This window comes from Kordiimonas lipolytica (assembly GCF_042651265.1).
GTDB lineage: Bacteria > Pseudomonadota > Alphaproteobacteria > Sphingomonadales > Kordiimonadaceae > Kordiimonas > Kordiimonas lipolytica.
On the sequence record NZ_JBHSCR010000006.1, the window covers coordinates 20653 to 46074 of the forward strand.

At 55.6% G+C, this 25422-nt stretch carries 27 protein-coding genes; 18 read left to right on the top strand and 9 right to left on the bottom strand.

The features are described 5' to 3' along the window. Nucleotides 1-36 precede the first annotated feature (36 nt). Entirely contained in the window at nucleotides 37-1602 is a 1566-nt protein-coding gene (locus tag ACFO5Q_RS09765) for a PH domain-containing protein (protein ID WP_068149976.1), read from the bottom strand. Continuing rightward, nucleotides 1589-2140, bottom strand: coding sequence for a PH domain-containing protein (locus ACFO5Q_RS09770; protein WP_068149979.1), 552 nt, complete (start codon nucleotides 2138-2140; stop codon nucleotides 1589-1591). The genes ACFO5Q_RS09765 and ACFO5Q_RS09770 overlap by 14 nt, the downstream gene beginning before the upstream one ends. Nucleotides 2141-2283: 143 nt before the next feature. On the opposite strand from ACFO5Q_RS09770, the gene ACFO5Q_RS09775 reads away from it, so the two are divergent. Both ACFO5Q_RS09775 and ACFO5Q_RS09780 read left to right on the top strand, forming a co-directional pair. Continuing rightward, nucleotides 2284-4119: an ATP-binding cassette domain-containing protein gene (locus ACFO5Q_RS09775; protein WP_068149982.1), complete on the top strand. Its 1836-nt coding sequence runs from the start codon at nucleotides 2284-2286 to the stop codon at nucleotides 4117-4119. Further along, nucleotides 4116-4916, top strand: a complete 801-nt coding sequence (locus ACFO5Q_RS09780; protein WP_068149985.1) for a DUF817 domain-containing protein — start codon at nucleotides 4116-4118, stop codon at nucleotides 4914-4916. The genes ACFO5Q_RS09775 and ACFO5Q_RS09780 overlap by 4 nt, the downstream gene beginning before the upstream one ends. Here ACFO5Q_RS09780 and ACFO5Q_RS09785 read toward each other — a convergent pair. Both ACFO5Q_RS09785 and ACFO5Q_RS09790 read right to left on the bottom strand, forming a co-directional pair. Next, nucleotides 4890-5270 (bottom strand): DUF4112 domain-containing protein, encoded by a 381-nt coding sequence (locus tag ACFO5Q_RS09785; RefSeq protein ID WP_068150112.1) that lies wholly within the window; start codon nucleotides 5268-5270, stop codon nucleotides 4890-4892. The two genes, ACFO5Q_RS09780 and ACFO5Q_RS09785, sit on opposite strands and share 27 nt — an antisense overlap. 13 nt (nucleotides 5271-5283) lie before the next feature. After that, the gene (locus ACFO5Q_RS09790) at nucleotides 5284-6069 is read right to left on the bottom strand and encodes a formate/nitrite transporter family protein (RefSeq protein WP_068149988.1); all 786 of its coding nucleotides are present in this window, start codon (nucleotides 6067-6069) and stop codon (nucleotides 5284-5286) included. A gap of 120 nt (nucleotides 6070-6189) precedes the next feature. Between ACFO5Q_RS09790 and ACFO5Q_RS09795 the strand changes: the two genes are divergently transcribed. Then, the gene (locus tag ACFO5Q_RS09795) at nucleotides 6190-6690 is read left to right on the top strand and encodes a GNAT family N-acetyltransferase (protein WP_197421189.1); all 501 of its coding nucleotides are present in this window, start codon (nucleotides 6190-6192) and stop codon (nucleotides 6688-6690) included. A gap of 483 nt (nucleotides 6691-7173) precedes the next feature. Next, a complete protein-coding gene (locus tag ACFO5Q_RS09800; protein WP_068149994.1) occupies nucleotides 7174-7749 on the top strand; it encodes a hypothetical protein in 576 nt (191 codons plus the stop codon). Between the two features lie 5 nt (nucleotides 7750-7754). On the opposite strand, the gene ACFO5Q_RS09805 is transcribed toward ACFO5Q_RS09800, so the two are convergent. Both ACFO5Q_RS09805 and ACFO5Q_RS09810 read right to left on the bottom strand, forming a co-directional pair. Next, nucleotides 7755-8195 (bottom strand): hypothetical protein, encoded by a 441-nt coding sequence (locus ACFO5Q_RS09805; RefSeq protein WP_068149996.1) that lies wholly within the window; start codon nucleotides 8193-8195, stop codon nucleotides 7755-7757. 6 nt (nucleotides 8196-8201) lie between these two features. Further along, the gene (locus ACFO5Q_RS09810) at nucleotides 8202-8645 is read right to left on the bottom strand and encodes a GFA family protein (RefSeq protein ID WP_068149999.1); all 444 of its coding nucleotides are present in this window, start codon (nucleotides 8643-8645) and stop codon (nucleotides 8202-8204) included. A 229-nt stretch (nucleotides 8646-8874) separates the two neighbouring features. On the opposite strand from ACFO5Q_RS09810, the gene ACFO5Q_RS09815 reads away from it, so the two are divergent. The 9 genes from ACFO5Q_RS09815 to tolB all read left to right on the top strand — a co-directional run bounded on the left by ACFO5Q_RS09815 (nucleotide 8875) and on the right by tolB (nucleotide 15862). Beyond that, complete coding sequence (locus ACFO5Q_RS09815; protein WP_068150002.1) at nucleotides 8875-9627, top strand: YebC/PmpR family DNA-binding transcriptional regulator; 753 nt, start codon at nucleotides 8875-8877, stop codon at nucleotides 9625-9627. Between the two features lie 115 nt (nucleotides 9628-9742). After that, nucleotides 9743-10240: a crossover junction endodeoxyribonuclease RuvC gene (gene ruvC / locus ACFO5Q_RS09820; protein ID WP_068150006.1), complete on the top strand. Its 498-nt coding sequence runs from the start codon at nucleotides 9743-9745 to the stop codon at nucleotides 10238-10240. Next, complete coding sequence (gene ruvA, locus ACFO5Q_RS09825; protein ID WP_068150008.1) at nucleotides 10237-10884, top strand: Holliday junction branch migration protein RuvA; 648 nt, start codon at nucleotides 10237-10239, stop codon at nucleotides 10882-10884. Before ruvC ends, ruvA begins: the two co-directional genes overlap by 4 nt. Next, nucleotides 10881-11924 (top strand): Holliday junction branch migration DNA helicase RuvB, encoded by a 1044-nt coding sequence (gene ruvB, locus ACFO5Q_RS09830; protein ID WP_068150011.1) that lies wholly within the window; start codon nucleotides 10881-10883, stop codon nucleotides 11922-11924. Before ruvA ends, ruvB begins: the two co-directional genes overlap by 4 nt. Then, complete coding sequence (locus ACFO5Q_RS09835) at nucleotides 11924-12403, top strand: YbgC/FadM family acyl-CoA thioesterase (RefSeq protein ID WP_068150014.1); 480 nt, start codon at nucleotides 11924-11926, stop codon at nucleotides 12401-12403. Before ruvB ends, ACFO5Q_RS09835 begins: the two co-directional genes overlap by 1 nt. Before the next feature lie 32 nt (nucleotides 12404-12435). Further along, nucleotides 12436-13158 carry a protein TolQ gene (tolQ, locus tag ACFO5Q_RS09840; RefSeq protein ID WP_068150017.1) on the top strand — a complete coding sequence of 241 codons (723 nt, stop codon included), beginning with the start codon at nucleotides 12436-12438 and terminating at the stop codon, nucleotides 13156-13158. 2 nt (nucleotides 13159-13160) lie between these two features. Beyond that, nucleotides 13161-13601 carry a protein TolR gene (gene tolR / locus ACFO5Q_RS09845; protein ID WP_068150020.1) on the top strand — a complete coding sequence of 147 codons (441 nt, stop codon included), beginning with the start codon at nucleotides 13161-13163 and terminating at the stop codon, nucleotides 13599-13601. Between the two features lie 17 nt (nucleotides 13602-13618). Beyond that, nucleotides 13619-14494 (top strand): hypothetical protein, encoded by an 876-nt coding sequence (locus ACFO5Q_RS09850; protein WP_156432004.1) that lies wholly within the window; start codon nucleotides 13619-13621, stop codon nucleotides 14492-14494. Then, nucleotides 14495-15862 (top strand): Tol-Pal system beta propeller repeat protein TolB, encoded by a 1368-nt coding sequence (tolB, locus tag ACFO5Q_RS09855; protein WP_068150025.1) that lies wholly within the window; start codon nucleotides 14495-14497, stop codon nucleotides 15860-15862. Between the two features lie 33 nt (nucleotides 15863-15895). On the opposite strand, the gene ACFO5Q_RS09860 is transcribed toward tolB, so the two are convergent. After that, nucleotides 15896-17365, bottom strand: coding sequence for a flavin-containing monooxygenase (locus ACFO5Q_RS09860; RefSeq protein WP_082719972.1), 1470 nt, complete (start codon nucleotides 17363-17365; stop codon nucleotides 15896-15898). Nucleotides 17366-17584: 219 nt separating this feature from the next. Here ACFO5Q_RS09860 and ACFO5Q_RS09865 point away from each other — a divergent pair, with 219 nt between their 5' ends. Then, nucleotides 17585-18892 (top strand): DUF3422 family protein, encoded by a 1308-nt coding sequence (locus ACFO5Q_RS09865; RefSeq protein WP_068150028.1) that lies wholly within the window; start codon nucleotides 17585-17587, stop codon nucleotides 18890-18892. 86 nt (nucleotides 18893-18978) lie between these two features. Here ACFO5Q_RS09865 and ACFO5Q_RS09870 read toward each other — a convergent pair whose 3' ends face one another. Together ACFO5Q_RS09870 and cysQ are read right to left on the bottom strand one after the other, a co-directional pair. Beyond that, nucleotides 18979-19551, bottom strand: coding sequence for an NnrU family protein (locus ACFO5Q_RS09870; protein WP_082719973.1), 573 nt, complete (start codon nucleotides 19549-19551; stop codon nucleotides 18979-18981). Nucleotides 19552-19636: 85 nt separating this feature from the next. After that, nucleotides 19637-20452 (bottom strand): 3'(2'),5'-bisphosphate nucleotidase CysQ, encoded by an 816-nt coding sequence (gene cysQ, locus ACFO5Q_RS09875; protein WP_068150032.1) that lies wholly within the window; start codon nucleotides 20450-20452, stop codon nucleotides 19637-19639. Nucleotides 20453-20476: 24 nt separating this feature from the next. Between cysQ and ACFO5Q_RS09880 the strand changes: the two genes are divergently transcribed. The 4 genes from ACFO5Q_RS09880 to ACFO5Q_RS09895 all read left to right on the top strand — a co-directional run bounded on the left by ACFO5Q_RS09880 (nucleotide 20477) and on the right by ACFO5Q_RS09895 (nucleotide 25383). Beyond that, nucleotides 20477-21253 (top strand): histidine phosphotransferase family protein, encoded by a 777-nt coding sequence (locus ACFO5Q_RS09880; RefSeq protein WP_231727294.1) that lies wholly within the window; start codon nucleotides 20477-20479, stop codon nucleotides 21251-21253. Between the two features lie 156 nt (nucleotides 21254-21409). Then, nucleotides 21410-24475: a chemotaxis protein CheW gene (locus ACFO5Q_RS09885; protein WP_068150038.1), complete on the top strand. Its 3066-nt coding sequence runs from the start codon at nucleotides 21410-21412 to the stop codon at nucleotides 24473-24475. Continuing rightward, nucleotides 24472-24957 (top strand): chemotaxis protein CheW, encoded by a 486-nt coding sequence (locus ACFO5Q_RS09890; protein WP_068150041.1) that lies wholly within the window; start codon nucleotides 24472-24474, stop codon nucleotides 24955-24957. Before ACFO5Q_RS09885 ends, ACFO5Q_RS09890 begins: the two co-directional genes overlap by 4 nt. A gap of 60 nt (nucleotides 24958-25017) precedes the next feature. Beyond that, on the top strand, nucleotides 25018-25383 hold the full coding sequence (locus tag ACFO5Q_RS09895; protein WP_068150043.1) for a response regulator: 366 nt from the start codon (nucleotides 25018-25020) through the stop codon (nucleotides 25381-25383). Nucleotides 25384-25422: the final 39 nt, after the last annotated feature.

The window sequence follows — 25422 nt, forward strand, 5'->3', positions numbered from 1 at the left end:
AAAAAGGCGCCGTTCGGCGCCTTTTTTGATGGTGACCTACATCCAGGCTTTTCTGGATGCTTCCACTTCATACAGGATACAGTCGCGCCAGGCGTCCGCATCCGAAAGCGACATGAAGGGCACATAAAGCATTTGTCCGGCCAATTTGATTTTCAGCGTTGCAAGCTTTCTGCGTCGTTGGCTGGGGCTTTGGGTCAGTGTGACGGTCTGTACCTTGTGGAATGGGAAAACAGTGGTGCGCGTTCCAACGATACCATAGCGGACGATCCCAATTTCGCCGTTGGTCCAATAGCCATACCGTTGGTAGCGCAGCATCACCACAGGTGTCATCACAAGCGGAAGCGCAAGGACCAGAAGCCCTGCAGCCCCATTATAGGCAACTAGCGGCGCAGCTGCGATGAGGGCAGGTAGGAGGAACCAATAGGACATGACTTTCCAGATGAAAAATCTGTCAACAGGGTTGAGCTTCAGGTTTCGCCAGTCGATATCGCCAAATAGGCGGTCGGACAATGGCTGGTAAAAGGATGGCAGGACACTGGGGATGATGAAACTGGATTTCTTGTTTTGGGGGGCGTTGCCACCTATGCCGAAACCCACCTGTTTCAAAACCAGATGCCATCGCCCCAGCAACAGCGCGGGCCACGGTTGGTTGATCTGCAGGCTTTGCGCCTTGGTTTCCGGCACGCTGGTCTCAAGCCGTTCAAACAGGCCGGTCGTGCGGTGATAGCGTCCGTCTGCATACGCCAGCCGGAACTTGTAAAAGACGACAATCGCGCCCAGCACGGAAAAAAGGGTCAACAGCGCCACAATGGCCAGCAGCCCGGCTGCGAACAGGAGGCCTAGCACAGCCTTGTCATCACCCGTTATGGGAATGACCGAATTTTCGATAAAGGCCTCGGCATCCTTTTCCCAGGCGTCGAACTGCTGGAAAATGGCACCAATGGCCACACCGGCCACCACCCAGATATTGTTGTTGGACAGGCCGTACCGCGCCAGCTCGGACATCGGCTGCTCCAGGAGAAGCTCCTCTTCGGCGGCGGGTGCGACCGAGTCTCCGTCTGTTGCTGTATCCTGTTCTGGCGTCGCGTGTGCCTGGGTGTTGTCCCGCCGCTCCAGAACCGCTCGGCGGATGTCCTGTGCGAGTGGGGTGGGAATGCCCGCCAAGCTGACTTCCTCGTCACGTGACCCAGCGCTTTCAAGCGCGAGCGCCACAAGGCCGAACGGGCGGAAATAGAAAGGTTCCTTGACCACCACATTCTGGATTCGGTCGAACGACAGGGTCAGCCGCTTTTTGTTGAACACACCGCGGTTGATCAGGAAGGTCTGGCCGTCGAGCCGGAACTGGAAATTGAGGTAACTCAGGATGCCGCTGAGGAGCAGGATCACAGATGCCCCTGCCGCGATGGCGCCCAGGATCAACCACCTGTTGTCGCCGGTGAAGATGGCAACACCACCCAGGTAGGCCACATTCTGGATGCCGTTTTTGGCAAAGCCGACAACAAATTTGACGATGAAATGGATGATGGCTGCGGGTGCAAGCCTGTTCCAGGCCTGGCTTTTCAGGCTTTCAAGTGTGGCGGCAGACGGATCAGGCGCGGTCATCGGCTTCCCCCGCCAGCTTGAGCACGAAGGACTTGAGCTTTGTGGCATCGTCTTCACTCAGCGCCGGAATTTTCATGTCGGCAGATCCGCCGCCCGCAGTGAAAAACTTCAGCGTCGACAGGCCAAAGAATCGCTCAATGGGGTTGCGCTCAACCTCCACATGCTGGATGCGGTTGAAGGGCAACGCGACGCGCTTCTGCCAGATCACGCCGGACATGTAATGGATGTCCTGCTCGCGGACGGCATATCCCGCGTGCCGCGCTTCAAGCGAACAGATAATAAAGATGAACGGCAGTACAGCAAGCGGCAAGGCAAAGCCCCAAGGGGCGGCAAGGAAGCTGCTTTCAATCTTGCCGATGGCCAGAAGCACGGTGAAGGCGATGCTGGGAATGGCCCAGATCATAAGGCTTTCGGTAACAAGTTTCAGCGCGTACCGGGCATGCAGGGGTTCAAAATTGATGTCGCTGGCCGTCGGGATTTCGTGCGCCGGCACTTGTGTGTTTGAAAAGCTATGCTCTGCCACTGATATGTCCCCCATCCGTCCGCAACCCTCAATAGCTCCCCAGCCAAAGGTCACGGATTTTATTCCTGTTAACGCATCCATGCTTGAATGCCTCTCCTATAGCTGGGTATAAGGCACGGAATGCGCAAGAGGCGCAAGACATGCGGTAAAGAGGCACCATGGCACCACCGATATTAAGCTTGAAGGATATTGACCTGCATTGGGGCGCAGACCCGGTGCTGGACAAGCTTGAGATGCATATTGGCGCGAATGAGCGCCTGTGCCTCGTGGGCCGGAACGGTACAGGTAAATCCACGCTTCTGAAGCTGGTGGCTGGCATCATCGAGGCCGACGGCGGCGAACGCTGGGTCCAGCCGGGGGTGCGCATCGCCTATCTGCCGCAGGAGCCAGACGCCAGCCAGTATGCCACGCTGAAGGATTATATCGTTGCGGGCCTGCCGGAGGACGAGCAGGACCAGACGTACCGCGCCGACGTGCTGATTGAGGACTTGAGCGTGGCGGGTGACGCAGACCCCAAGACGGCATCTGGCGGGGAACTGAGGCGCGCGGCGCTCGCCCGCACGCTGATTGGTGAGCCAGACCTGCTGCTTCTGGACGAGCCCACCAACCATATGGATATCGCCACCATCGAATGGCTGGAGGATTATCTGAAGGCCTGGCGCGGCGCGATGGTGCTGATCAGCCACGACCGGACCTTCCTGAATAACCTTGCAAGCGCCTGCCTGTGGCTTGATCGCGGCAAGATCAGGCGGCTGGATGAAGGCTTCGACAAGTTCGAAGCCTGGCAGGAAAAGGTTTACGGCGAAGAAGCCGAAGCGCTGAAGAAGCTTGATAAATTCATCAAGGAAGAGACCCGCTGGTCGGTGGAGGGTATCAGCGCCCGCCGGACCCGAAACCAGGGCCGCATGCGCCGTCTGCAGGGCCTGAGGCAGGAGCGCCGCGGTGTCATCAAGGCCACGGGGCAGGTGAATATCTCTATTGCGGGAGCGGATAAATCCGGCACACGGGTGATCGAGGCCAAGGGTATCTCGAAGGCGTTTGACGGCCGCACGCTGTTTGAGGATTTCTCCATCCGCATCAACCGCGGTGACAGGGTTGGCATCATCGGCCCGAACGGCGCGGGTAAATCCACGCTCCTAAAGGTGCTCATCGGCGAGATGGAGCCCGACAGCGGCGAGATCAAGCGCGGCACCAACCTTGAAACACTGGTGATCGACCAGAAGCGCGCCGACCTCAAGGACGATATGACCATCATGGATGTGCTCACGGGCGGTCGCGGCGAATGGGTGCATATCGGCGACGAGACCAAACACATCATGTCCTACCTGAAGGACTTCCTGTTCGACCCCTCGGTTGCCAATACCCCTGTGTCGGCGCTTTCGGGCGGAGAGCGGAACCGGCTTCTGATCGCCAAGAACTTCGCCCGCCCGTCGAACCTGATGATCCTTGATGAGCCGACAAACGACCTGGATATGGACACGCTCGACCTCTTGCAGGAAGTGCTGGCCGATTATAAAGGCACGATCCTTCTGGTGAGCCACGACCGGGACTTTCTGGACCGCGTGGTGACAAGTTCGATCGTCATGGAAGGCGACGGCACAGCCACCGAATATGCCGGGGGTTACACAGATTATCTGGCTCAGAAGAAGCTGTCAGCGCCGCAGAAGGCCGAGCCGAAGCCTGAGAAGACCAAGCCAGAGAAGGCAACAGTGGTGTCCATCACGGACGCGCCCCAGAATGCCGCGCGTAAGAAAGCCACCAAGCTTTCCTACAAGGACCAGCGGGAGCTCGATCACCTGCCGGCGGAAGTGGAAGCCCTGAGCCAACAGCTGCAGCAGATGGAAGCCGAGCTTTCTGACCCCGGGCTTTACGCCAAGGACCCGGCCCGGTTTAATGCGCTCAGCAAAGAGCTTGAGGCCAAGCGGGACGCGCTTGACGAAAAGGAAATGCGCTGGCTGGAGCTGGAAGAACTTAAAGAAAGCCTAGAGGGATGAGGGACGCGCTGGCCGAACTGGGATGGTTTGGCCTGATGCAGGCGCGGGCCTGCCTGTTTGGCGCGCTGCTGATTGTCCTGATCCTGCTGACGCGCTGGCTGTGGCCTGAGAATGCCCCGCTTGCGCGCTATGACTTCCTGTTCCTGGCAGCGCTCTTGATCCAGGTCATCATGCTCAGGTTCCGGCTGGAGACCTGGGAAGAGGCCAAGGTGATCCTGGTGTTTCATATCGTCGGCACAGCGATGGAGCTCTATAAAACCTCGACCGGGTCCTGGATGTATCCGGAAGAGAACCTGATCCGCATCGCCGGTGTGCCGCTGTTCTCTGGCTTTATGTATGCCTCAGTCGGCAGCTATTTTGCACGTGTCTGGCGGCTGTTTGATTTTCGCTTCACCGGATACCCGCCAACTTGGGTCACTGTGGTCCTGTCGGCGGTGATTTATATCAATTTCTTCACCCACCAGCATTTCTTCGATCTCAGATATATGCTGTTTGTTGCTGTGATGCTGATCTTTGGCCGCACCTGGGTGTATTTCACGTCCGCCAGTGGCGTTCGCCGCCGTTTGCCGCTGATGTTTGCGCTTGTGTGCATTGCGACTGTAATCTGGGGTGCCGAGAACTTCAGCACCTTCGGGCGTGTCTGGGTCTATCCGCATCAGGTGAACGAGTGGGACTTTGTGCATGCGTCAAAGCTGGGGTCCTGGTTCCTGCTGATGATCATCTCCGGCGTGCTTGTCAGCCTGGTGCAGCGCCCCAAGGCGGAAGTGCGCCTAGAGGTCCGCGAGCGCGACACCTAAATCCTTTTCCATCAGGCGGATATTGCGTTCGTTGGCCTTGAAACCAATGTCGAACAGGTCGCCGACAATTGGAATCGTGCCGATGACCCAGTCAATCACCAGGTTGCCCAGCATGCGTGCGATGAAGCGCCGGCTGACCCCAATCCGGAAAGCCTCGAAAATGATGTAAGCCGCCATCCCGGCGGTGACAGTATCGCCCACCACAGGCACCAGGCCAAAAAGGCTGTCCAGGCCGAAGCGAATATCTGTGCCGGGAATGCGGAACTGGCTGTCCAGAAGACGCGCAAGCCTGTGAACGCGCTTTGCCCTCTTGCGGTCTTTGTCTGTCAATCTGTTGTGGCCAAATGCTGCCATCTTTGTCCTGTCTTCAACTGGTGCGGCCATAAACGAACCAGTAAACAAGGGCAACCAGCCCGCCGCCGCCAACAATGTTGCCTGCCGTAACCCAGACCAGGTTGGTCATGAGGCCCGCGCCGTCCCACACGATGCCACCATCCAGCATCGCAACCGGGATCACATACATATTGGCGACCGAGTGCTCAAATCCAAGGGCGACAAATGCGGCGATGGGCAAGACAATGGCCAGAATCTTGTCGGTTACGCTGTGGGCGGCGAAACACAGCCAAACGGCAAGGCACACCAGCACATTGCAGAGCACGCCGCGGAAGAAGGCCTGATCGGTCGGAAGCGAAAGCTTCGACGCCGCGATGGAGGCCGCCGTTTCGCTAACGGCACCGCCCGCCATGTCATAGATGCCGGAAAGCACCACAAGCGCTGCCGTGCCTAAGGCGCCGACAAGGTTCCCGACATAGACAATGCCCCAGTTGCGCAGAAGTGCCGCAAGGGTGATCTGCCGGTCCGCCCAGGCCATGACGATCAGGTTATTGCCGGTGAACAGTTCCGCCCCCGCCACAATTACCAATATCAGGCCGGTGGAAAACACAAGACCACCCAGCAGCCGGGCCGGGCCAAAACCAAGCGGGCTGCCAGTCATGGTCAGGGTATAGAAGACCGCCCCAAATGCGATGAAGGCACCAGCCAGAACCGCCAGCACGAAGGTTTTTCGCGCGGGCTGCGACACCTTCGCGACCCCGGCATCTTCTATGCGTTTCGCGATCTCCGCGGGCTTATAGGCATCAACGTCATAGGCCATGGATGGTCTCCCTTATCGCTTGATTTTTTGTTGTGTCTATTTGTGCCCTGACACTTATTGCTATTATTTTATGAAGCGATGCGTGAAAAAGCGAGCCTTTCATAGATGGGAGAGGCATTGATGGCAGAGGAAGCAACGGTGACAGACATAAACCTGGAAATCAGGGCCGAAGAAGACGCAGTCCCCTTCATGGACCTTCTTTTGCAGGCAGACCCATCACCCGCCATGGTTATGGACTATCTGGCTGACGGCACGCTTTTCAGCGCCACCTGGGACGGTGTCGTGGTTGGTGTTTTTGTGTTGATGCATCTTGGCGATGTGAAGTGGGAGCTGAAGAATATCTCCGTCGCGCCGGAGTGGCAGGGGAAGGGTGTTGGCAAGGCACTCCTTCGGGCCGCTATTGAGGAAGCGCGCAAGGAAGGCGCCAAGCTTCTGGATGTGGGCACGGGAAATTCCAGTATCGACCAGCTTGCCTTCTACCAGAAGATGGGGTTTCGCATGCGACGGATCGCCAAAAACTATTACACGCTGAATTACCCTGAGCCGATCTTTGAGAACGGTATCCAGTGCCGTGACATGGTGGTGTTGACGTTCGACCTGGATGAAACAGATGATTATTGAGCCTAGGTCGGAGTCGCTGCCCCCGCACCCGTCTGGCAGTGTCCGCTGTGCCTTTCGTGTAGTTTTAACATAACCGGCGATGGGTGAATACAACCGGTCTGGTTGAATTTATAGCCCACATGCAGCTTTCACCTTGTCACGGCCATCTGCTGCGCTACCCTTTAAGGGCCGATGGGGGCAGTGTTTGAGGTGGATGTATGGCCAGAGGCAGCAAAAAGGCAGCGGCTGATAAGGGTGCAGAAGCACCAGGTACCCAAAATGGGAACACAAGCGGGGCGAAGCCCCAAAAAGCGAAGAAAAAAGGCGGCAGCCTGTTTCTTTGGATATTGGCGTCAATCACGATTGCCGCGCTTTGGTGGGCCCAGCACGCAATGGCTTGACCTGTTACGATTGCGGCTGGGAAATCAATTTTAGGGGAATATTGTAAGCTTTTCAGTTGAGCGCAGACTGAATGCATAGAGACCTGCATGCCAGGGGGTAACTATGCAGCAAGCCATTCGAAACGCGGTACTGAACCCTATCCAGCTGATTTTCTATGCTTTCCATTTCTGGAAACCGGTGCGGCAGTTTGCGGCATCCACCCAGGCCTTCAGTTATCACAAGATCAACACAGATGCTTTCCTGCTTAAGGGGGCAATTGTCTATTTCATTCTTGAACTAATCGCCTTGCATTTCATTGTCATGAAGCTGGCACCCGAAGTTCTGTGGCAGGTGTTTGCTATTGGTGTGTTCACCATTCTTTATTTTGTCGGGATGTTGGTGGCTTGGCGGCTGTGGCCCGTAACGCTGTCGGGTAACGGGCTGACCGTTCGGACCGGGCTTGGTAACCTGTATCATATTGAGCTTGCGGATATCGAAAGCGTGCAGGCTTCAGCGGCTGGGATCGACGTGGCGGAGGACGCCAACATACTTAAACTGACGATCCTGGCGCAGCCAAATGTGTTGATCCGGGTAAAGCCGGGCGGGCTTCCGCGAAACGGTTTGTTCCGAAAAACCCCCTATGACGGCATCGCCTTTTTTTTGGATGACCCGGAAAGCTTCCGGAAAGCATTGGCGTAATCTACTTAGTTGGCAGATTCCTTGCTCTTGCACGCGAAATACTCTTCCTGCAAGGGATGAGGGGCATAGGAAAATGAATTTTCCAGCGTGCCATCTTTTCGGAGGACGAAGGTGGTCCGTGTACTAACGCTATGAGCAGTGTAACCGGTTTCGCAGCTTTTTGTTTGGGTGTTTGTGTGAAACTCGACGCCAACTACGCCCTCTGGTCCGGCGTTTTCCTTCAGTTTGACCGCTTGACCGGGAGCGATGTTTCCCAGTTGATGCTGTTTTTGAGCAATGCTGACTGTGACCTTCTCTAGCGCGAAGGAGCTTTCGTTAATCACGATAACCTTGTTGGAAGCAAATGCTGAAAACCAAATGCTGATGAGCACAGGCGACGAAGCCAGTAGAATGACAGTGCTGACAACTGCCAATGCAACTAGAATTTTTCGTCTATTGGCTTTCATGGTGCTCTAAAGCCCTACGTCCCAACAGTCCTTGATCCGCACATCGCCGATCCACAGCTTGTCCCAGCGGGCGAGCTTCTCATTCTTGCCCAGAAGCTTGGGCGAGGCGGGCTCGGTCGGCGCGAATTCGTCTCGGCTATCCATGATGCGGGCGTTGAAAGCGCCTTTCCTGGTGCCTTCAATATCGCAGGTTACGGCGGTTACCACGCCGCAGCGCTGGCACAGCCAGAAACGCGCGCTTTCCGACCCTTGCTCAAACAGGCTGATGGCCGCCTCGTTCTGGATTTCGATTTCCATGCTGGCCTTCGGGATGGATACCCAGGCTGCACCATTCATGGTGCAGAAGTCGCAGTCGCAGGCGCGGGGCGTCAGGTGGCTTGGCGTCTCGTCGCACGTAACACGCACGGCGATGTTGCCGCAGTAACAGCTGCCTTCCAGATGTGTCATCATACGCTCCCGTCCTGTTCTTCGTGTGCGGCTGAAGTTTACATGGATTATATGCAGCTAGCATAGGGAAAATCCCGCAATTTTCCCTGTTCAAGTGCCTTAAATCTGCTAAGAAGAGTGCCAACACCGGCTGGCTGCATCCGCGCCGCTGTGCTTCAATGTGTATTCAAGGGCTTCGAGGGACGTCTGTCTCTGGCCCGTGAGTCTAAAACGGGACTATCAGAGGGTAACCATGGCAGGTCATTCCAAATTTAAAAACATCATGCACCGCAAAGGTGCGCAGGACAAAAAGCGTTCGAAGATTTTCTCCAAACTGAGCCGTGAGATCACGGTGGCCGCGAAGATGGGCGGTGAGGACATCGACAGCAACCCACGCCTTCGTCTGGCTGTTGCGAACGCCAAATCCCAGTCCATGCCGAAAGACAATATCGAACGCGCAATCCAGAAAGCATCGGGTGGCGACGCCGAAAACTATGACGAGATGCGCTATGAAGGATACGGCTCCGGCGGTGTTGGCGTGATCGTTGAAGCGCTTACGGACAACCGTAACCGCACAGCATCCGAAGTACGCACCATCTTCAACAAGGCGGGCGGTAACATGGGTGAAAGCGGCAGTGTGAACTTCATGTTCGACCGGGTTGGCGAAATCACATACCCGGCTGACGCGGCAGATGCTGACGCCATGTTCGAAGCAGCACTTGAAGCTGGCGCGGAAGAGGTTGAAAGCGATGATGACGGCCACGCCATCTACACCGAAGGCGCAGACCTGCACGCTGTTGTGGAGGCACTGACCGCGGCGCTGGGCAAAGAGCCCGACAACGCAAACCTGATCTGGAAGCCGAAGGAGCCGATCGAGCTCGATAAAGACGGCGCCGAGAAAATGATGCGCCTGATTGATGCGCTCGAAGACAATGACGACGTCCAGACCGTGTATGGCAACTACACGATTCCGGAAAGCGTTCTGGCAGAACTGGACGCCGAATAAAGATCAACTGGTCACTCGCCGGCTTGATCGGCGAGTCCACGTTTGAGCCAGGCGAAAGGATCATGGATTCGCCGATCCAGTCGGCGAATGACGAACGACTAGAGGAAGGGCGCACATGAGGCTTTTGGGGATTGATCCTGGCTTGCGGAACACGGGCTGGGGCATTGTTGAAAGTGTCGGTACACGGCTTTCCCATGTGGCCAATGGTGTCATCAAGTCTGACCCCAAGAAATCTCTTGCCGACCGTCTAGTGGAACTCTCCGAAGGCCTGGAGGCTGTGATTGCCGACTGGCAGCCCCGGTCCTGCGCGGTCGAGGAAACTTTCGTCAACAAGAACCCCACCTCAACCCTGAAACTTGGGCAGGCGCGCGGCATTGCGCTCCTCATTCCGGCGCGTGCGGGCCTACCGGTTGCCGAATATACGCCGAACCATGTGAAGAAGTCCGTCGTGGGCGTTGGGCATGCCGCGAAGGAGCAGGTGGATGCCATGGTGCAGGTTTTGCTGCCGGGTGTGAAAATTAATGGCCCGGATGCGGCAGATGCGCTTGCAGTTGCCATCTGTCATGCGCATCATGTCAGCACAATGAAAAATCTCGGGGGGATCAAATATTGATCGCGAAACTGACAGGCTTGCTTGACAGCACAGGTGAAGACTGGGCCATCATTGATGTGAACGGGGTTGGCTATCTGGTGCATAGCTCCAGCCGCAGCCTGTCCTCGCTGCCCGGCCGGGGCGAGGCCGCGCAGATGCACATTGAAACCGTGGTGCGTGAAGATGCCATCACGCTGTTTGGTTTTGTCGATGTACTTGAGCGCGATATGTTCCGGCTTCTAACATCCGTGCAGGGTGTGGGCGCCAAGGTTGGTCTGGCGATCCTGTCGGCGCTTTCGCCCACCGAACTCCAGAACGCGATCGCAGCCCAGGACAAAACGGCCGTGTCTCGTGCCAAGGGTGTTGGCCCGAAAGTGGCGACGCGCATCGTCAACGAACTCAAAGACAAAGTCACCGGCCTGGTGTTTAGCCCTAAGGGTGTCGAAATGGGCACTATGGGTGTGACCAAAAGTGCCCCGGATGGTGGTAGTGCCCAGAGTGCCCAACAGAGTGCCCTTGAGGACGCCGTATCGGCGCTTGTCAACCTCGGGTACAAGCGCGTGGAAGCGCATGGTGCCGTGGCCAAAGTCATGGGAGAATTCGGTGATGACGCAGATGTTGGCAAACTGGTGCCTGCGGCACTGAAGGAGCTGAGCAGCCTATGAGTGAGCTCGATCAGGACCGTCTGGTGGACCGCTCTGAGACGGGTGGTGACACCATTGATGTCGGGCTAAGGCCCCAGACTCTCAAGGATTTTATCGGCCAGAAGCAGGCGCGGGAGAACCTTGAAGTTTTTATCGGTGCTGCGCGCACTCGCACCGAAGCCATGGATCATGTGCTGTTCTTTGGTCCGCCAGGGCTGGGTAAAACGACCCTCGCGCAGATTGTGGCGCGGGAGCTTGGCGTGAATTTCCGGGCGACATCGGGGCCGGTGATCTCCAAAGCGGGTGACCTTGCCGCGCTGCTCACCAACCTGCAAGAACGCGATGTCCTGTTTATCGATGAAATTCATAGGCTTAACCCGGCGGTGGAGGAAGTTCTCTATCCGGCGATGGAAGATTTCCAGCTTGATCTGATCATTGGTGAAGGCCCCGCGGCGCGCTCCGTGCGCATTGATCTGCCGCCCTTTACGCTTGTGGGGGCGACCACGCGTTCGGGGTTGATTACCAAGCCGCTCAGGGATCGTTTCGGAATCCCAACGAGATTGGAGTTCTATACCACCGAAGAACTCACCGAGGTGGTTCGGCGTGGTGCGCGGCTGCTGGACTTGAAGATGACGGAAGACGGCGCCCGCGAAGTGGCGGCCCGTTCCCGCGGTACCCCGCGAATTGCGGGGCGGCTGCTGCGCAGGGTGCGGGATTTCGCCCTGGTGGCGGAAAAAGAGGTGGTGGATGCGCCTCACGCTGACGCGGCGCTCACCCGGCTGCAGGTGGATAACCTGGGCCTGGATACCATGGACCGCCGCTATCTGAAGTGTATCGGCGAGACCTACATGGGCGGCCCGGTGGGAATTGAGACTCTGGCTGCCGCACTATCGGAACCGCGCGACGCAATTGAGGATATCATCGAGCCTTATCTGATGCAGATTGGCCTCGTGCAGCGCACGCCGCGCGGGCGGATGCTGTCGCCAGACGGCTGGAAGCATCTGGGGCTCACACCGCCGCCCGGCAAGGAAACCGGCCAACTGGATATGTTAGGGAAGTAATGAGCACACCACAGACAGCAGAAGGCGCCTGGGCTGACGGCGTATTCCAGTTCCCGATCAGGGTCTATTATGAGGACACCGATGTTGGCGGCATGGTCTACCATGGTCGCTATGTCAGCTTCTTTGAACGCGTGCGCACAGAAAGCATCCGTAATTCGGCTGCAGATGTTAACTATCTGTTTGACTTGCCGGAATCAGAAGGTGGGCCGCTGACTTATGTCGTGTCTAATATCAATATTCGCTATCACCGGCAGGCCAAGATTGGCGATGTCCTGATGGGGCACTCCAAGGTCACGCGTGTTCGCGCCGCGGCCATTGAGGTAAAACAATGGATCATGCGAGACGGTGAATTGGTCGCGGAGGCCGATGTGCTGGTGGCAGTGATCGGAAATGACGGCCGGCCACGCCGCTGGCCTAATTCTGCCAAAAAGTGCTGGCAGGACTGGATGAACGCAGCGGCTGCCGCTCAAAACGGTTAAGGCTGAATAGTTAAGGTTTCGGGGAGAGTTTGATGCAGGTTCAAACAGTGGAATCAGTCCAGCTTGGTGGGAATGCGCCCGATTTTTCGATCATGGGCATGTTCCTGCAGGCAGATTTTATCGTGCAGGCCGTGATGATCATGCTGATCGCCGCCAGCCTCTGGAGCTGGTCGATCATCTTCAATACCTGGGCGAGGGTGAAGGATGCCCGCGCCAAGGCCAACGAGTTCGAAGACCGTTTCTGGTCAGGCGGCAGCTTGGATGAACTCTATAACGGCCTTAAGGCCGCGCCGGCACATCCGCTGGCGGCCGTGTTTGTCGCGGCGATGCGGGAGTGGCAGCGTAGCCTGGCGAAACGGTCTGCGGGCGTTGACAAACTCACGGTACAAGACCGTATCTACAAGGCGATGCATGTCACCACCAGCCGGGAAATGGACCGGCTTGAGGGGCAGGTTGGCTATCTGGCGACCATCGGCTCCGCCGCTCCCTTCGTGGGCCTTTTCGGCACGGTCTGGGGGATCATGAACAGCTTCACTTCTATTGCTACCGCAAGTGACACGTCGCTCGCCACTGTGGCGCCGGGCATTGCGGAAGCACTTCTGGCGACGGCCCTGGGCCTTGTTGCCGCTATCCCGGCGGTGATCGCCTACAACAAGCTGTCGACCGACCTTGGCCGCTACGCTGGCCGTGTGGAAGGATTCTCGGACGAATTCGCCGCGATCCTGTCCCGCCAGCTTGACGAACAGGGGCACTAGAAATGGGCGCGACCGTAACTTCAGGAGGCCGCGTCGAAGGCGCGCGTCGGCGGCGGGGACGCTATCAGCCGCTTGCCGAAATCAACGTCACGCCCTTTGTCGATGTGATGCTGGTTTTGCTGATCGTCTTCATGGTAACGGCGCCGCTGTTGACGGCGGGAGTGCCGGTTGAACTGCCGAAAGCCGCAGCCAAACCTTTGCCGCAGGACAGCAAGCCGCTGGAGATTTCGATCAATCAAAAAGGTGCCATATTTATTGTCGACACTGAAGTCAGCCTGAATGAGCTGATCCCACGGTTGACGGCGATTTCAGGCGAGAGCCGCGAAACCCGTATCTATGTGCGTGGGGACACCAAATTGGATTATGGCAGGGTGATGGAAGTGATCGGCGCGATCAATGCCGCCGGATACACCAAGGTCGCACTGGTTGCTGAACAGAATTAGGTCTGGATAGAGTAAGCGTGTCGAAGTCTGAAACGATCGGATGGATGTTCTCCAGCGCGCTGCACCTTGGTGTGGTGACAGTGGCGCTTGTGGGCATCCCTGATTGGTCAAAAGACCGCCCATTGCCGCCGCCCCCGATCGCCATTGAATTCGTCCAGATCGCGGACAAAACACAGGTGGTTGCGCCTGAGCCCGCAAAGGAAACACAGGAACAAGCAGCGCCGGAGAAGCCCCAGCCCAACTATGCCCGGGAAGAGGTTGCCGCTGAAGCCCCTGCGGAAGCTGTGCCGTTGCCGGACGCCAAGCCGGTCAAGGCCGTTGAAAAGCCGAAGCCAAAGCCCAAGCCGGAAGTGAGTGAGCGTGAGAAACTGGTTGCGCGGACAGCGCCACGGTCAAAACCGAAACCGCCTTCGAGGCTGAAGTCCAGCAGGATTGCTGCCCTGATTGACCGTTCCATCAAGGAAGAACAGGAGCAGGCGCCGAAGGATGAAGAAAAGAAAGAAGAAAAGATCGAGCAGAAGCCGGAAGAGGCGAAGCCCGATCCATTTGCAGGTATGCGCGGAAGGATAGCGACAGCAACGCTGATGGATGCCTTGCAGCAGAAGGTATATGGCTGCTGGAATTTGCCTATGGGGGCCAAGGGGGTTAAGGATATGCGCGTGGACGTGCTTGTTCGGCTTGCGTCGGATGGCAGTCTTTTAGGGCAACCTGAATTTCTGAATGCGGGCGACCTGAACGATCCAGATCGCGCCTTCTTTCGGGTTTTTGCTGAAACCGCGCGGCGCGCAGTACAGCTATGTGCGCCGTTCCCTGAGGCCTCAGAATATATTCGGAAGACGGGACAGAACGAAATTATCTTTAAATTCAACCCTCGAGAGTTCCTCGGCGGATAAATGAGAGACGGCAGAATGTTTGGACGGATAGGCTTCATATTTTCACTCTTGGTTCTGATCTTGTCAGCGGGCGCAAATGCCCAGCTGGTAGTGGATGTGAACCGGGGAAACATTGAACCTGTGCCCATCGCGGTGCCTGAATTCGCGCCCGTGGTGGATGTGGAAACGCCAACCGGCAAGCTTTCCGACATTGGGGTGAGCATCAGTGACGTGATCACGTCAAACCTTGTGTCGACTGGTCTGTTTCGCGCCGTGGACCGCAATGCTTTCATTGAGAAAATTACAGCTGCTCCCACGCGGCCACGCTTTGCTGCCTGGCGCCCGCTTGCGGTTCAGGGCCTAGTGACCGGTCGCCTGAACATGCTGCCAAACGGCAATTTGCGGGTGGAGTTCCGCTTGTGGGATGTGGTTGCCGAGGTGCAGATGGAAGGCGTTGGCTATACTACGCCTGTGTCCAACTGGCGCCGCATCGCTCATGTGATTTCCGACCGCATCTATAGCCGCCTCACTGGGGAAGAGGGCTATTTCGATACGCGGATTGTTTATATCGCAGAGCAGGGAGACCCGCTTAGCCGTGTGAAGCGCCTGGCGATCATGGACCAGGACGGTGCGAACCAGCAGTTCCTGACAGATGGCAGCTATCTTGTGCTGACGCCGCGTTTTTCGCCTAACCGGCAGGAAATTACCTATCTCAGTTATTTCAACGACCGTCCGCGGGTGTATCTCTACAATATCCTGTCGAACAAGTTTGAGGTGCTTGGGGATTTCCCGAATATGACCTTTGCTCCGCGCTTTTCGCCGGATGGTAACAAGGTGATCATGAGCCTAGCGGAAGACGGTAATTCCGACATCTATGTGATGGACTTGCGCACGCGCAAAGTGACAAGGCTGACTGACGACCCGGGCATTGATACGTCGCCTTCTTATTCACCGGACGGTAGTCGTATCGTCTTCAACTCGGACCGCGGTGGCACGCAGCAGCTTTATGTGATGGATGCTGACGGCTCAAACGTGCAGCGCATCAGCTTTGGGCGCGGGCGTTATGCCACGCCTGTCTGGTCCCCGCGTGGCGATCTGGTGGCTTTCACCAAAATTGGTGAAGGAAAATTCCGCATTGGTGTGATGCGCCCAGACGGCAGCGGCGAACGACTGCTGACAAATGCCTACCAGGATGAAGGGCCGACATGGTCACCGAACGGTCGGGTGCTGATGTTCTTCCGTACGCCGCCTTACAATCAAGGTGCCAATGGCGGCAAGCCTAGCCTATGGAGCGTGGACCTGACCGGCTATAACGAACGCCAGGTGCCAACGCCCTTTGATGCGTCTGACCCGGCCTGGTCACCACCACTGCCAGTGACAACGCGTTAAAGTCAGAAAGAAGGGGCCCTGCGGCCCCTCTTTTTATTCGTATTCATATTCGCGGCGTTTGAAGTGTTTCATTTCGCGGCGATATTTGAGCGTTGACCAGGGCCAAAGTGTGTAGATGCGCCCGTCATCACCCTGATACCAGCTTTTGCAGTGACCAGCCCATACTGTGCCTTCCAGGTCCTTCTGGAGCTTTGCGTCATAAGCATCGGCTTCTTCTGGCTTGACTTCGATCGCCGCAGCACCCTGCGAGACCACATCTTTGATGGCGGAAATAATGTAGCCGACCTGGGCCTCGATCATCACGATGACGCTGTTGTGTCCGAGGCCGCTGTTTGGGCCAAGCAGCATGAACAGGTTTGGGAAATGCGGCATGGCCACCGTTCGGTGCGCGCGAATGCCGTCCGCCAGATAGGCATTCATGTCCAGGCCGCCTTTTCCCTTGATGGTAACGCCTTCCATCTGGTCCCAGGGCTTGAAGCCGGTTGCGTAAATGATGGTGTCAACCGCCCTGACCGTGCCGTCATTCGTTTTGATGCCTTCTGGCACGATTTCCTCGATGCCATCGGTGATCAGCTCAACGTGATCGCGCTGCAGGGCGGGGAAATAGGTGTCCGATGCCAAAATGCGTTTGCAGCCGATCGGATAATCGGGGGTTAGTTTTTTCCTGAGTTCAGGGTCTTTTACCTGTGCTTCCAGATGCTTCTTGAACATGCGTGTTGCGCGGCCGGAGAAAAATTTGTCTCGCCGGAAAAGGGGAAACCGCATCTCGAAAGTCAGGTAGATTTGCAATCGGTGCAGTTTTTCTAGCCATGGAAAACGCTTGAAGCGCTGCTTCCATTTCTCGGAATAAGCCATATAGGGACGTGATACGATCCAGTTGGGTGTGCGCTGGTAAACGTCCAGATGTTCTACCTTGTCAACGATCTCAGGGATCAATTGTATGGCGCTGGCTGCGGTACCAATTACGGCTACTCGCTTTCCCGTCAGGTCATGATCATGGTTCCAGGATGCCGTATGGAAGTTGGTTCCCGTGAACTGCTCCTTGCCCGGGATGTCCGGATAGCTAGGGATATGCAGGCCGCCCATACAGTTCACAAGAAAATTGGCTGTGTGGGTCTTGCCGTTCGCGAAAGTCAGGTGCCACTTTCCGCCTTTCCATTCTGCACCGGTTAATTCTGCGCCAAAGACCAGGCTTTCTTGCAGGCGGTGGCGGGCCGTAACGTCTTCGATATAGTCCTGTATCTCGCCGCCAGGGCTGAAGACCATGCTCCAGTCGGCCTTCGGTTCGAAGGAATAGCTGTAAAGGTGGCTGGGAACATCACAGGCAACCCCGGGATAGGTGTTGTCGCGCCACGTGCCGCCAACCTTTTCCGCTTTCTCGAATATCCGAAAATTTGAAAACCCAGCTTCTTTCAGCTTTATGGCCATGCATAAGCCCGAGAGGCCAGCGCCAATGATGGCAATGCTTGGGCCTTCTTTTTGGAATGTTGATCCGTCTGCCACCTGTGTCTCTCCCCTTCTCTCAGGCAGAGATTAATTGAAAACATTAAATTGTAAAGGAGGATATCGGAGAGAGGACCGGCGAAGGCGTGGCTTAGGGAAGGTTGCCCGGATCGTTAGAAAAAGCCGTCATGACAAATAGGCACTTTGGGGTAAAGTCCGCGCCGGGCTTGCATTTCGTTTTTGGGGTAGGGCTCTCTCACATTTGTGACGAGAGTGAAGATGGATATATCAAGTGTTTCTGACCCTTTGCGGGTTGAATTGAACAAGGAATTGCACGGACGCCCTGCCATTCGGCTGGGGGCGCCGGCGCGGGTAAGCCATTTTGCCTATCTGTCTGGTGAAGACGGCGGGGTGGCAGACCGCAAGCATCTGCAGAATCTGTGCGACCGGTACGGCATGGCGCGGCCGCCCGCGGCTGGTCGGCATTATGTTGGTGACTTTGGCCCCTTCTTCCTGAAGTGGGAGCGCCACACGGAATTCACGACATATACGGTGGCTGTCAGAAGTGGCAGGGATATACCATTTACGGTCGCTGCCGTGGAAGCAATGCCGCGGGACTGGGTGGAGGCCATACCCGGGCGCATGCTGGTGGCCCTAAATATCGAACTTGTCGACAGCGACGACCAAGTGGCCAAGGAAGCCTGTTTCACGCCTTTCTGGCACAAGGATGTGGCGGGAAGTAAGGTCGCGGGCGGTCGCTCGTCGGTGTGGAGCGATTTTCGCATTCATGACGACAGCTTCATGCGCCTCGCGATTTTGGCTGATGATCTGTCCGAAGGCAGGGCAGGGCGCTTGGTGCAGCGGGTGATCGAGATATTCACTTATAGCCATATGGCATTGATGGCCCTGCCGGTGGCCCGGGAAGTGATGGCGCAGTCCTCTGAAATAGAGAACAAGCTCGAGCAGACGGTATCGGAGATGTCGCATACGACCGCCGGTAGCGAGGCGGAGCTGCATCTGGATACGCTGCTGGGGCTTGCGGCGCGAACGGAGCATCAGGTGGCGCAGTCCAGTTTTCGATTTTCGGCGGCAAAAGCTTATCATTCTTTGGTGGAGCGCCGGTTCGAGGAGATGCGCGAAGTTAGGATTCCTGGCAGTCAGAGGCTTTCAAACTTTCTTGACCGACATCTGGCGCCAGCCATGCGAACCTGTGAAGCGGCCGCCAAGCGTCTGAATGATCTGGCACTTCGAGTGGATCGGGCGGCCGGGCTTCTGCGAACGCAGGTGGACCTTGATTCCCAGCGGCAGAATAAAGAGCTGTTGATATCCATGAACCAACGGGCGCAGCTACAGCTTAGGTTGCAGGAAACCGTAGAGGGCCTGTCTGTTGTGGCCATCAGCTATTATGCTATTGGGCTTGCCGGTGTGGGCTTCAAGGCCGCCAAAGCAGCCGGATATCCAATTAACCCTGGCTTGATGACGGGTATCAGTGTGCCCTTTGTTATGCTGGCGGCCTTCCTGCTGATCCGCAGAATTCGTCATTCTGTACTGAAGAAGGGGGAATCAGCAAAGGTTTCCGGACTTTAATGCAGACAGAACAAACGGCCTAAAGGCGTGCTTTAGGCCGAGTTCTCAGCACGGAAAGGGTTGTGCTTTGTTCGGGCTTGTACTGGCTAGGTGACAGGCATCGGACTGACGCCGATCAGCCAATCGTGGGCCCAGAATGCAAAGCCGCCATAGAATGCCAGAGCAATGACAACTGTGACGGCATCCATGACTAAGCCAACCTTGTCGGGTTTCTCCCATTCCCCGTCCCGTCGGTTGGAACCCCATATGGTGATCAGAGACCAAATGAAAAAGCCGCCAAACATGATGAGGGATCTGTTGTCACCATTCACCAACATATGGCCCGCAGACCAGAAGAGGATGGCGGTTAGTTGCGGGTGGCGAATGACCCGGCGAATGTTGGTGGGCGCATTGCTGGCGATGAATAAGACAAAGCCGATAAGCACGAGAAGAGCTGTCAGGTGATATGCCCAGCCCGGTGTTTCATACAGAAAAACAGGGTCAGTCAGTGTCCAGCCCTTGTAGACCAGATACAAAGATGAAATTGAAGCGAGGGCAAAGAGGCCCTTATAGGGCAGGGCCCCGATCCGCGACATGACACTGCTTCGCGCTTCGCGCGCGAAAATTGGTACCAGGTGCAACAGGAAAAAAAGGGCCAAGCCCAGCACTAATAAGGTCATCTGCTTCCTCCCACAGTTTCCTACAGGCTAACCGAGGATCCCAAATTCCCAAAGCTTTGTGTTGAGCTAAGGCTTCGGCGCGTGGTCAGGCATCAAGCCCGGGTGTTGTGAAGCTTGGGTCTGCTTTGCAAAGGAACCAAGGGTTCAGAAATGTCTTGAGGTCCTTGCCGTATGTGAGCGGACTGCCGCCTGCGACTTCAACACTTCCGCCAGCAGCCAGAAGGACGGCGTGGGCGGCAGCAGTATCCCATTCACACGTTGGGCCCAGCCGGGGATACAGGTCTGCTTCGCCGGTTGCGAGCAGACAAAGTTTCAGGCTGGAGCCGATTGATACATGCTCTGCAGTTGGGAAATGGGCCAGCCATGCTTCCAATTCTTCCGAGCGATGAGATTTTGACGCGACGATCGTCAAGCTGTCCTCGTTTGGCTGCCTTGTTTTAGTGGCACGCGGGTTCTTCAGTTTGCCGTCTTCCACGTCTGCAATCCATGCACCTTCACCAGCAATGCCCCAATAGAGCTTGTTCATGGCCGGCGCAAGGACCAAGCCCATAACAGGTAGGCCGTCTTTGATGAGCCCGATATTCACTGTGAAATCAGACCCTTTCTTGATAAATTCCTTGGTGCCATCCAGCGGATCAACGAGCCAGAAGGTGCCGCCAGAGATATCCGGGCACTTGCCTTCGGACTTCGCTTCCTCACCTACAATCGGAATGTCTGGCGCAAGTTCCTTGAGGGCTGCCTCGATAACTTCCTCGCCGCGCCGGTCGGCCTCCGTTACAGGTGACTGGTCGGATTTTCCGAACACTTCAAAGTCGCTGTGGAAGACCTCCATGACAGTCTCGCCAGCTCGCAAGATGGTTTTTTGAAGGGATGGGATCATGGAAGAAAGGTCGTGCGACATGATAGTCCTTAGAAAAATATGTGATTGGCGGCTTGGCGCTCGGGATACAGTTGGCTATGGTTCTGCCATGACTGGAAAAAATCGCAAGTATTTATCGCAAGACTGACTTGTGGCCCAGGGTGGGGTTTTAACAATGCGGAGGCGTATATGGCCAATATAGATTTCGCGGCGCTCTTATGTTCGCGTCTTTGCCATGATCTGGTGAGCCCCGTTGGCGCAATCAATAACGGATTGGAAGTCTTGCAGGACGAGCAAGAAGCTTCGATGAGGGAAGCCGTTCTTGACTTGATTGAAAAGTCGACACATCAGACAAGCAACAAACTCCAGTTCTTTCGCCTTGCATTTGGTGCGGCAGGTGGTTTTTCGGCCCAGCTGGATGTGCGGGAATGTGAAAAGGCCATGCGGTCTTTCCTTTCTGGCAGCCGAGTGGAGCTGGACTGGCAGATTGATTTGACAAGTGCGCCAAAGAGCCTGGTGAAAATCCTTCTGAATGTCGGCTTGGTAGTATCAGAATCCCTGATCCGGGGCGGCAAGCTGAGGATATCGACACAGCGTTCGGGCGACGAGGTCACGGTTCTTGTTGTAGGAGAAGGTCAACGCGTCATCCTCCAGAAGCCCGTCAGGGATGCGATGGAGGGCGTTTTGGCGGAAGAAGACTTGGATCCGCGCGCCGCGCCAGCATTCCTTGCTCATTCGGTTGCAAAGGAAACTGGAGGCAAGATTGTGGTTGAAGCGCTCGGGGAAACCAATATCGTGGTTAAAGCGACCTGTGTACTGCCTGCAAAAACGGGCGGAGAATAGAGAAAGTTTTACACGTTCTTAACTCTTTTTGGCCATGGTGCAAGATACGGGATTATGGGCACGTTCGTTCTGCGAACAGCCCAAGTTGAGGCCAGTCGAGGCCGTCTGTGGAGTTCATAGGCAGAAATACCAGGCACCTCTCCAGGGAATATGGAAATGGATGATCTATTAAACGAATTTCTTACTGAAACTGCAGAAAGCATCGACGTTGTTGACGTCGAATTGGTTAAGCTGGAGCAGGACCCCAACAATAAAGAGGTGTTGGATAACATTTTTCGCCTTGTTCACACCATTAAGGGGACATGTGGGTTCCTTGGTCTGCCGCGGCTTGAATCTGTTGCTCACTCTTCCGAAAACGTTCTGGGCAAGTTCCGTGACGGCGAGTTGGAGGTGTCCGAGCATGCAGTGACGGTTATTCTGGAAAGTCTGGACCGCATTAAAGAAATTCTGGCCGGCCTTGAAGCCACGGAGGAAGAACCCGAAGGCGACGACAGTGAATTGATAGGTAGGCTTGATGCTATTGCTGAAGGGGCTGTTGCTGAACCTGACCCTGAGCCTGATACGGTGGAAGGCGAAATCGTAGATCCGGGCCTTGGTAGGACCCTGAAGCCAGGGGAAGTTTCCCTGGAAGAGCTTGAGGCAGCATTTGCGAACGCGCCAGGGCCAGAAGATGAAGCTGACGAGGAACCTGCCGCAGCACAGCCTGCTAGTAGCGGAAGTGGGGCTCTGTTTGATCGTATCGGTGGCGAAGACGCATTGGCTGTAGCCGCGCATCTGATTTCCCAGCGCCTTGAGACAGACGAAAAACTTTCGAAATTTTTTGCGGGCACCACAGTAGACCAACGTAAGATGCGCTTTATGGGGCTTATGCTGGCGCTCTTTAAAGATGACATAGATGCAGCGGATAATGTTGGGCGACAACTCGTAACTGTTAACGGTTTTGCTGATGCAAACTTTGACCAGCTGCTGACATTGGTTAAGGCTGTGCTTGAGGAATGCCAGGTCGACGGCGATACATGCGATGAAGCCGTCATGACCTTTGAGCTGGTTCGCGAAGCTGTCGTTACTGCTTCCAAGGCAATCGCCAAGGCTGAAACCAATAAGGCAGGGACCTCTCAAAGTGCCCAGCAGCAAGCGGCAGGACGCGAGCAGAAGAAGGTTTCCCAGTCAATCAGGGTAAGCGTTGACCTGCTTGAAGACCTGATGAATATGGTTTCCGAACTGGTGCTAACCCGGAACCAGTTGTTGCAAATCACACGCAATATGGACAATTCGGAGCTTGGCGTTCCCCTCCAGCGGTTGAGCCAGTGTACGACAGAACTGCAAGAAAACGTGATGAAGACGCGGATGCAGCCCATTGGCAATGCCTGGGCGAAACTGCCGCGTATCGTAAGGGATCTGACCGTCGAACTGGACAAGAAAATTGATCTCGACATGAGGGGTGCAGACACAGAGCTGGACCGACAGGTTCTTGAGTTGATTAAGGACCCGCTGACGCACATGGTGCGGAACTCAGCAGATCATGGGATTGAAACACCCGCAGAGCGTATGGCCGTAGGGAAACCGGAAAACGGCACGATCATCCTGAATGCCTATCATGAGGGTGGTCACATCATCATTGAAATCAAGGATGATGGCCGCGGTATTTCCGCAGCCAAGCTCAGCAAAAAGATTTTGGAAAAGGGCTTGGCGACGCAGGCTGAGCTTGAGGATATGTCTGATGCCCAAATCCAGAAGTTCATCTTCCATCCGGGCTTCTCGACAGCAGAGAAGATCACCAGCGTTTCCGGTCGGGGCGTCGGGATGGACGTTGTGCGGTCAAACATTGAGAAGATTGGCGGCACTATTGATATGAACTCGGTGGAAGGCAAAGGCAGTACCTTCCAGATCAAGATTCCGCTGACGCTGGCGATCGTTGCGGGCCTTATCGTCAAGGCCGAAGAAGAACGGTATGCGATACCTCAAATCAGCGTGCTGGAACTTGTTCGAGCCTCTCAGAATTCTGAACACAAAATCGAAACCATCAAGGATACACCTGTTCTGCGCCTGCGGAACCGGTTATTGCCTCTGGTTTACCTTAATGAAATCCTTGGCTTCATGACACGCGACGAGATTGATGCGCGCGAAAATGTTGATGATTTCATCGTTGTTACGCAGGTTGGTGCTTTCACCTTCGGGATCGTGGTGGACCAAGTATTCGATACCGAAGAAATCGTGGTCAAACCTGTTGCGCCAATTTTGAAGGATCTGGAAATCTATTCGGGTAACACCATCCTGGGCGACGGTAGCGTTATTATGATCCTGGATCCTAACGGTATTGCATCGCTTGCTAACTCCGGTGTCGGGGATCATGAGCGCGAAGAAGCTGAGGCGGAGGATCTTGTGAAACGGTCCGTTGGCAATGACAAGGAGAGCATGCTTGTCTTCAGGGCTGGCAGCAAAAATCAGAAAGCCGTCCCTCTGGCTCTGGTCGCGCGACTTGAAGAAGTTGATGTCGATACCATCGAGCTTTCTGATGGTAAGCACATGGTCCAGTACCGTGGTGCGTTGATGCCTTTGATCATGGCTCACCCAGATATGAAATTCCGGGAAGAAGGCAGACAGCCGGTGCTCGTGTTCTCGGATCGGGAATACACAATGGGCCTCGCTGTTGATGAAATTCTCGATATTGTTGAGGAAGAGCTCACCATCAAGTTGGCGTCTGATAAGCCAGGTGTTGTGGGATCGGCTATCATTAGCGGCAAGGCATCTGAGGTTGTGGATGTCTCCTACTATCTCGGACTTGCTTTTGCTGATTGGCTCAAGAGCCGCGACCTTTCGGATGATGTTGCCCCATCTTCGGGCGCCAGGGTGCTTTTGATCGATGACAGCGATTTCTTCCGCAATATGCTTCGCCCCGTGCTTACTGTGGCCGGCTACCGGGTAAGGGCGGTATCAAGCGCTGCAGCAGCACTGGCGCTGATGGAAGACGGGGAGATGTTCGATCTGATCGTTTCCGATATCGAAATGCCAGACATGAACGGATTTGAGTTTGCGAAAGAGGTCAAGAAGGACACTCGTTGGGCAGATACGGCCATGGTTGCCCTGTCTTCACTTGCGACTGAACGTGACATCAATCGTGGGCATGAGGCTGGATTTGACGATTATATCGCCAAGTTCGACAAGGAGACGCTGCTGCGTAGCCTGGCACAACAGCTTAAGATTAAAGGAGATGCAGCATGAGCGACCTTGTTGTGAGAGATGATCTGAGCGTTGTTGCGACAGGCAGCCAGGATTTTGTAACAGTTCGTCTTGCCGGTCAGACGCTGGGGATTCCGGTGCTCGGTGTTCATGATGTTCTTAACCCACAAAAGATCACGAAGATTCCTCTGTCGCCGGAATGGGTGTCGGGTGTATTGAACTTGCGCGGCAAGATTGTGACAGCCATCGACCTTCGACAGCGTTTGGGGTTGCCTCCGCTGGAAGCTGGGAAACAGAGCATGTCCGTGGTTGTGGAGCACAATGAAGAGCCCTATAGCCTGCAGATTGACAGCGTTGGTGAGGTTCTCTCGCTCGACGATCAGGACTTTGAGAGAAATCCAGTGACCCTTGACCCTCGTTGGCGGGAAGTTAGTCGCGGAATCTATCGCCTGGAGAACGAACTGTTGCCGATTCTTGATGTAGATAAACTTCTACGCTTTGAAAGTAGCAACAAAGCTGCGTAAATATATAAAAATACCGAAACACTTGTCACCAATAGGGGTGGAGTTGGGAGACATTCGCAAATGAAACTATGTCTTGTCGTCGATGATTCAAAGGTGATCCGAAAGGTCGCCCGGCGCATCCTTGAGGAATTGAACTTTGACATCGAAGAGGCGGTCGATGGTCAGGACGCCTTGGATGCCTGCGACCGAAATATGCCTGACGTGGTGCTGCTGGACTGGAACATGCCTGTAATGGATGGCCTGGAGTTCCTGAAAGCCATTCGGTCGCGACAAGGCGTCGATCAGCCGATTGTGGTTTTTTGCACGACTGAAAATGACATGGCCCACATTCGTACCGCGATTGAGGCAGGTGCCAACGAATATATCATGAAGCCTTTCGACAGAGAAATCATTGAAGCGAAATTCACGCAAGTCGGCTTAATGTAATTGAGGAATAACGGGTGAGCTCAGCTGCCTCCAAAACTA

Bases quoted from the DNA above. Each gene is read 5' to 3' on its own strand.
- ACFO5Q_RS09765 (WP_068149976.1), bottom strand. From the start codon at position 1,602: ATGACCGCGCCTGATCCGTCTGCCGCCACACTTGAAAGCCTGAAAAGC.
- ACFO5Q_RS09770 (WP_068149979.1), bottom strand. From the start codon at position 2,140: ATGGGGGACATATCAGTGGCAGAGCATAGCTTTTCAAACACACAAGTG.
- ACFO5Q_RS09775 (WP_068149982.1), top strand. From the start codon at position 2,284: ATGGCACCACCGATATTAAGCTTGAAGGATATTGACCTGCATTGGGGC.
- ACFO5Q_RS09780 (WP_068149985.1), top strand. From the start codon at position 4,116: ATGAGGGACGCGCTGGCCGAACTGGGATGGTTTGGCCTGATGCAGGCG.
- ACFO5Q_RS09785 (WP_068150112.1), bottom strand. From the start codon at position 5,270: ATGGCAGCATTTGGCCACAACAGATTGACAGACAAAGACCGCAAGAGG.
- ACFO5Q_RS09790 (WP_068149988.1), bottom strand. From the start codon at position 6,069: ATGGCCTATGACGTTGATGCCTATAAGCCCGCGGAGATCGCGAAACGC.
- ACFO5Q_RS09795 (WP_197421189.1), top strand. From the start codon at position 6,190: ATGGCAGAGGAAGCAACGGTGACAGACATAAACCTGGAAATCAGGGCC.
- ACFO5Q_RS09800 (WP_068149994.1), top strand. From the start codon at position 7,174: ATGCAGCAAGCCATTCGAAACGCGGTACTGAACCCTATCCAGCTGATT.
- ACFO5Q_RS09805 (WP_068149996.1), bottom strand. From the start codon at position 8,195: ATGAAAGCCAATAGACGAAAAATTCTAGTTGCATTGGCAGTTGTCAGC.
- ACFO5Q_RS09810 (WP_068149999.1), bottom strand. From the start codon at position 8,645: ATGATGACACATCTGGAAGGCAGCTGTTACTGCGGCAACATCGCCGTG.
- ACFO5Q_RS09815 (WP_068150002.1), top strand. From the start codon at position 8,875: ATGGCAGGTCATTCCAAATTTAAAAACATCATGCACCGCAAAGGTGCG.
- ruvC (WP_068150006.1), top strand. From the start codon at position 9,743: ATGAGGCTTTTGGGGATTGATCCTGGCTTGCGGAACACGGGCTGGGGC.
- ruvB (WP_068150011.1), top strand. From the start codon at position 10,881: ATGAGTGAGCTCGATCAGGACCGTCTGGTGGACCGCTCTGAGACGGGT.
- ACFO5Q_RS09835 (WP_068150014.1), top strand. From the start codon at position 11,924: ATGAGCACACCACAGACAGCAGAAGGCGCCTGGGCTGACGGCGTATTC.
- tolQ (WP_068150017.1), top strand. From the start codon at position 12,436: ATGCAGGTTCAAACAGTGGAATCAGTCCAGCTTGGTGGGAATGCGCCC.
- tolR (WP_068150020.1), top strand. From the start codon at position 13,161: ATGGGCGCGACCGTAACTTCAGGAGGCCGCGTCGAAGGCGCGCGTCGG.
- tolB (WP_068150025.1), top strand. From the start codon at position 14,495: ATGAGAGACGGCAGAATGTTTGGACGGATAGGCTTCATATTTTCACTC.
- ACFO5Q_RS09865 (WP_068150028.1), top strand. From the start codon at position 17,585: ATGGATATATCAAGTGTTTCTGACCCTTTGCGGGTTGAATTGAACAAG.
- ACFO5Q_RS09870 (WP_082719973.1), bottom strand. From the start codon at position 19,551: ATGACCTTATTAGTGCTGGGCTTGGCCCTTTTTTTCCTGTTGCACCTG.
- cysQ (WP_068150032.1), bottom strand. From the start codon at position 20,452: ATGTCGCACGACCTTTCTTCCATGATCCCATCCCTTCAAAAAACCATC.
- ACFO5Q_RS09885 (WP_068150038.1), top strand. From the start codon at position 21,410: ATGGATGATCTATTAAACGAATTTCTTACTGAAACTGCAGAAAGCATC.
- ACFO5Q_RS09890 (WP_068150041.1), top strand. From the start codon at position 24,472: ATGAGCGACCTTGTTGTGAGAGATGATCTGAGCGTTGTTGCGACAGGC.
- ACFO5Q_RS09895 (WP_068150043.1), top strand. From the start codon at position 25,018: ATGAAACTATGTCTTGTCGTCGATGATTCAAAGGTGATCCGAAAGGTC.